This window comes from Rickettsiales endosymbiont of Peranema trichophorum (assembly GCF_004210275.1).
GTDB lineage: Bacteria > Pseudomonadota > Alphaproteobacteria > Rickettsiales > Midichloriaceae > RICK02.
This window is the reverse complement of sequence record NZ_SCFA01000091.1, coordinates 1-5,589: the sequence shown is the minus strand read 5'-3', so window position 1 is coordinate 5,589 and position 5,589 is coordinate 1. Positions and strand designations below refer to the sequence as shown.

5 protein-coding genes are annotated in these 5,589 nt (G+C 40.9%); 2 read left to right on the top strand and 3 right to left on the bottom strand.

The features are described 5' to 3' along the window. Positions 1-243 precede the first annotated feature (243 nt). Positions 244-1,566 carry an ankyrin repeat domain-containing protein gene (locus EDM53_RS04705; protein WP_130122508.1) on the bottom strand — a complete coding sequence of 441 codons (1,323 nt, stop codon included), beginning with the start codon at positions 1,564-1,566 and terminating at the stop codon, positions 244-246. A 471-nt stretch (positions 1,567-2,037) separates the two neighbouring features. Between EDM53_RS04705 and EDM53_RS06380 the strand changes: the two genes are divergently transcribed. After that, on the top strand, positions 2,038-2,250 hold the full coding sequence (locus tag EDM53_RS06380) for a hypothetical protein (RefSeq protein WP_130122507.1): 213 nt from the start codon (positions 2,038-2,040) through the stop codon (positions 2,248-2,250). 299 nt (positions 2,251-2,549) lie between these two features. On the opposite strand, the gene EDM53_RS04695 is transcribed toward EDM53_RS06380, so the two are convergent. Together EDM53_RS04695 and EDM53_RS04690 are read right to left on the bottom strand one after the other, a co-directional pair. Then, the gene (locus EDM53_RS04695; protein WP_130122506.1) at positions 2,550-2,729 is read right to left on the bottom strand and encodes a hypothetical protein; all 180 of its coding nucleotides are present in this window, start codon (positions 2,727-2,729) and stop codon (positions 2,550-2,552) included. Further along, on the bottom strand, positions 2,726-3,883 hold the full coding sequence (locus tag EDM53_RS04690) for an ankyrin repeat domain-containing protein (protein ID WP_165379646.1): 1,158 nt from the start codon (positions 3,881-3,883) through the stop codon (positions 2,726-2,728). Before EDM53_RS04690 ends, EDM53_RS04695 begins: the two co-directional genes overlap by 4 nt. A 249-nt stretch (positions 3,884-4,132) precedes the next feature. On the opposite strand from EDM53_RS04690, the gene EDM53_RS04685 reads away from it, so the two are divergent. Next, a complete protein-coding gene (locus EDM53_RS04685; RefSeq protein ID WP_130122504.1) occupies positions 4,133-5,473 on the top strand; it encodes a hypothetical protein in 1,341 nt (446 codons plus the stop codon). The last annotated feature ends 116 nt before the right edge of the window (positions 5,474-5,589 follow it).

Here is a 5,589-nt window from a genome sequence, read left to right as displayed (position 1 = left end):
GAAAAAGATTTGGCCTTAGATTTAATCTAATCGCTGGCATTTATAATTTAGAGTTACTATAAATCAGTTTCGAAAGAAGTCTATTGTTGTGCCCAACTATTTTCCCAAAACCAGTATATTCCTGACTTACGGCACTTTTACCTCTGAAGTCGGGAAACCTGCACTCTAAGTTATTTGAAAAGAAGGGCACAACCACAGTTGGTACTACACCTTCACACCACATCAGCAGATAACACTACTCCACTACAGTGTTACTCCGCTGTTCCAATCCATTGTCACAGGGTAGAACGCAGAGTCTATGATCCCATCTCCTATCAACTGAGCGTGATACTCTGTTGCGTAATCAGCTGCACTAGCCTTTTCAGTAGTGTATGGTGCAGCCTCATATCTGCTCGAGTGCACATGCTCTGATTCAAAGCTATTGCCTCTATCACTTGATGTGAGCTCTGTGCCAATAGTACCACCATCCAACCACACCATCAGCCTTTCCAATATGTGCAACCTCATCATATGCTCCTGAAACCACGCCGGTAATGTTGATATCCATTCCAGTATCTCATCAAGAAGCAGAGAGTTTTGATTATCATTTGCCGAAGTAGCTACAGTTCTGTAATGCCTTTGTGAGCTGCTGATTACCACAGCTCCTTCATCTGCCAAAGCGTTGTCATTATCGCTGCTGCATGAGCTTCCCGCTGAGAAGCCATCCAACTCTTGTGAGGCGCTGCTGTCGTTGTTTGAGCAAGCCACACATTCTTCTTCATCACTACTGGCCTCAGTATCAACCATGTCAACATCTGCAGGTATAGACTCCAAAAGTTTCTGAGCATATGTCGGCAACACCGCTGCCCTCAGCTTATGGATATTTTCAGTATCAAACTTTTTCCACCAATACGGACTCTCATAGTATCTACACACTTCCTTAATCATCTCAAATGGGACCCTAAACATTGAAAGGGCCAAACTATAACCAACCATCTGTAATATGGCCTTATCGTTATGCTCTAATATCTCAAAAGCTTCCTGTGAAGTATCTGACAGTACTTTGCTCAATCGCAACTTCTCTGTGCATAAGCTTATATCAGCACCACGTTGTAATAGTAAGATACATATCTCTTTTTGTTGATGAGCGGCCGCAATAGACAGAGGCGTCAACCCTTCATCGTTAATAACATTTGGCTCTGCTCCAACCTCTAAAAGCAAATCAACCATGTCGATATATCGACCGTCCCTGAGAGCAAGATGCAGTGATGTCTTTCCATTGATATCTACCAAATTTGGGTTTGCTTTATGTTGTAGAAGTAGGCGAGCGACATCAATATAATTGTGATAGACGGAGAGATGTAAAGGTGTCCACATTCTATCATCTTTATAATCAACGTCTATCAGTGGATACGCCAGAAGCAGTTTAGAAATCTCGACATCATTCTTGCGAGCAGCGTGATGTAATGGACCTTCATCGCCTATACCCCCATAATGAAGAACATCTCCACCACTGTTCAAGTAACTCTGTACACCATTGATATCACCATATTCTACATAGATATAAAGGTCGATTGTTGTTAGCATATTTTACTATTTCAATATATTTGTAGATGGTTTCATCATATCACATTAAGCGTCGAGCACCACAGATTATGATCAGATATGTCATAAAACGAGCAATTTAGATATATTGGATTTAGATATTGCATTAAATTTAAGATAAAATATTAGAGACCTCTCCATAATTGTGTAGAAGGAATGGATAGTATATAAGAGCTTGTCCTCAAATATGAGATAAGTTAACCCCGATTTGATATAAGGATGAGTTGGAAGAGAGGTCAAGAGTGAGTTGCAGATGAATCGGAATGGGAGTAAGCTTATCTTTTTAACCCAAATTAAATAGGTAGTCTATGTTCCCATTCCTCACTGACATCTTCTGTCATATTGATGATTTTTGCAATACCTTTGGAGAAAAAAATAAAAGACTTGGTTTGCCTAACCCAAATAAAAAAACGCAATAAGCCCTGTAGAATGGCTCTTTCGGAGGTTATGACAATGCCCGTCTTATTTCACATGAGCAACTACAGAACCTTTAAATACTTCTATATACACTATGTTCTTAAAGACCTTCGCTCTTGTTTTCCACAGGCTGTAAGTTACGAAAGGTTCGTACAGCTTATGGAGCACGCCTTGATGCCTTTAGCAATACTGTTGAACGGATTAAAGGGTAGGGACAGGTATATACTACGTCGATTCAACATCAATTGAAGTATGTCATACCAAATCTCATTTTTAAATGATCGAAACGGATTTTGTGAAACTCGGCTATGCCGACCTATTTCAATACGCTTACGCAGCTTCATCCTCAAATCCATTTGCCTGATTGAATCTGAAATTTGGTATCATATCAAGAGGGAAAGGCGGCATAAGGTTTTTCGTGGATTAGCGGACAAGCTCTTATCCTGCAACAAACCCGGAAAGTGTGGGAATTCCCAATAGCGTATTATAGTCCATCGTTGGCCACGTAGCTCCCGAGGGGTTCAATATCACCAGATAGCACTACTCCACTACAGTGTTACTCCGCTGTTCCAATCCACTGTCATAGGGTAGAACGCAGAGTCTATGATCCCATTTCCTATCAACTGAGCATGATACTCTGTCGCGTAATCAGCTGCACTTGCCTTTTCAGTAGTGTATGGCGCAGCATCGTACCTGCTCAAATCCGTATGCTCTGCTTCAAAGCTCATGCCTCCGTCACTTGATATGAGCTCTGCATCAATGGGAGCACTATTCGACCACGCCATAAGCCTTTCCACAATATGTGCAACCTCATCATATGCTCCTGAAACCATGGCGGTAATGTTGATATCCATTCCAGTATCTCATCAAGAAGCAGAGAATTTTGATTATCATTTGCCGAAGTAGCCACAGTTCTGTAATGCCTTTGTGAGCTGCTGATTACCACAGCCCCTTCATTTGCCAAAGTGTTGTCATTATCGCTGCATGAGCTCCCTGCTGAAAACCCCTCCAGCTCTTGTGAGGCACCACCATCGTTGTTTGAGCAAGCCACACATTCTTCTTCATCACTATTGACCTCAGCATCAACAGGCCCAACATCTCCAGGTACAGACTCCAAAAGTTTCTGAGCATATGTCGGCAACACCACTGCCTTCAGCTTATCGATATCTTCAGTCTCAAACTTCTTCCACCAATATGGACTTTCAAAGTATTTGCATACTTCTTTGATCATCTCAAATGGAAGCCTAAACCTTGAAAGAGCCAAACTATAACCAACCATCTGTAATATGGCCTTATCGTTATGCTCTAATATCTCAAAAGCTTCCTGTGAAGTATCTGTAAAGAATGTGCTTTCCCTTAGCTCTGGTCTACAGAGTGAAGGATCGGCCCCACGTTGTAACAACAGTATACAGATTTCTTTTTGTCGATACGAAATTGCGATAGATAAGGGTGTCTCTCCATCATTATCAACGATGTTTGTTTCTGCACCTGCTTCTAGAAGCAACTCAAGTGTGTCGAGGTATTCACTGTCCTCAACAGCAAGGTGTAACGTCGTCTTACCTGTTTCCTCCAAGAAATTTGGGTTTGCTTTATGTTGTAGAAGTAGGCGAGTAACATCAACATGATTATGACAAACAGCAATATGTAGTGCTGTCCATCTTCCATCACTATGAGCATCAACTTTTATAAGTGGATGTGCGATGAATAGCTTGCAGATTTCGAGGCGATCCATTCTGGCAGCATGGTGTAATGGCCCCTCACCATGTATACCACTGTAGTGCTCGCCGCCTACAAGAAAATTCCCCCCACTGTTCAGGTAAGTCCGTACCTTATCTATATCACCGGAATCTATGTAGAGAGCAAGGTCACTAATTGTCAGCATTATTGTAGAATTTAAAGTTAGTACATTGTCATACCGTATCATATTCGTACTGTGATTTCCAGAAATTATGATCAAATACCTCATAAAACGAGCAATTTGGATGCATTGTTTTTTTAATATTGAATTATATTTAAGATCGAGCATATAATGATGAATATGGGGAAGTAATAAATAGTCAATATCACTATGAAAAGGAAGTGAGAGAATGTTCAACAGAGATATACCGAGCCTAGTAGAAATGTCCCAACAGTGTCAGGTGATATTGAGCTATCTCCTGTTCAATCAAGACTTGACTTACTCAGTACTTGTGTGGCCGTACTTGATGAATGTGGTGCTGTAGGATTTGATGGTCAGAAATTTCTTATAGCTACGAATGACAGTGTAAACACTAATGACACTACTATTGACCAACAGCAGTCTGATAAACAGAAAGAATTTATAGAGAGGCTGATGACTCATCTCTCAAATATAGCAAGTTTGGCCCAAGGACACTGGGCACAGCGAGACCCTAGTGGGAAACTTGTGGATGGTGTAGTATCGAATGGTGAGGATTTCAGTCAGTTTCAGAAGGATGTGCGAGCACAGCTCAATGCTATTATCGAGTTTGCAAGGAATGCAGGAGTAAATCATAAGAAAGTTGACCAAGAATTTATACCTGCTTTGAACAAGTTCACGAGATCAATATTGCTATCTTTCCATAGTCTGTCTGATGAGCGCGCTTTAAGCCAAGAGATGCGTGATGCATTGTTACAAGGTCGAGAAGGGTATAAACTTCTAAATCACCAACATAATAGAGGAGTGCATGCAGAAATGAAGGTATTAGATGAGACAATGAACTCGTCTATACTTCCGCGACTGTCTCAGAGCCCGCTGCCCCGAGGTACTCAAATTCAACCCCTATCCGTATATATAAGTGTATCAAAAGCATGTTGTGACGCTTGCATGACAGTTATAGCCGCTGTTAATAAGGCTTGTCAACGATATCATCTTGGGGCTCATCCCATAAGGGTTAAAGCTGGGCATGGTCATTCGTTTGCTGCTAAAATGCCAGCGTTTCTGGATATAGCCTCTAATTTCGTTCAAAATAATGAGTCCAGACGGCAGTTTCTTCATGACATCAAGCAAGATGTGCTCAAGAATTTCTTCGATATCAATCATAACGATACCGAAGAAAGCAAAGAGAAGAAGATACGTGACAAATATAAGCAGATAAGTGGTAAAGAGGCTACAGAGACAATAAAACATAATAATTTGATATGGCATGTATTTAACATACCACACAATGCAAATGAGGTGTCCAGGGTGTCACAACAACACACCAGGTCTAGATCTCCAGCAATAGGATTGTTTCATGGTCTAGAGCCTGAATCTGTTGCGCTAACTCCAAATGTTGTGGAGGGGAAGTGTAATGATATAGAACGTGAGGTAAAAATCATTTTGACATCTTCCAATCATGTTGACAGTCAAAAAGCATATCAAGGAATACTAGACAGGCTGTCTAGACTTGAGAAGCAAACAGCACCATATGATAATCGAGATAAACTGCGGATAATATCGCGAATCAACAGTATGAGCCCTCTGCATTATTGAGTTAAGTGAATAGAAGTATTATGGTATGAAGGATAAAGCAACCAAAAGAGGATATGATGAGTTTTTTAAAGATTGAAGCAGAGCATAGGATTCAGGGAAGTAAGGTGATGCGACTA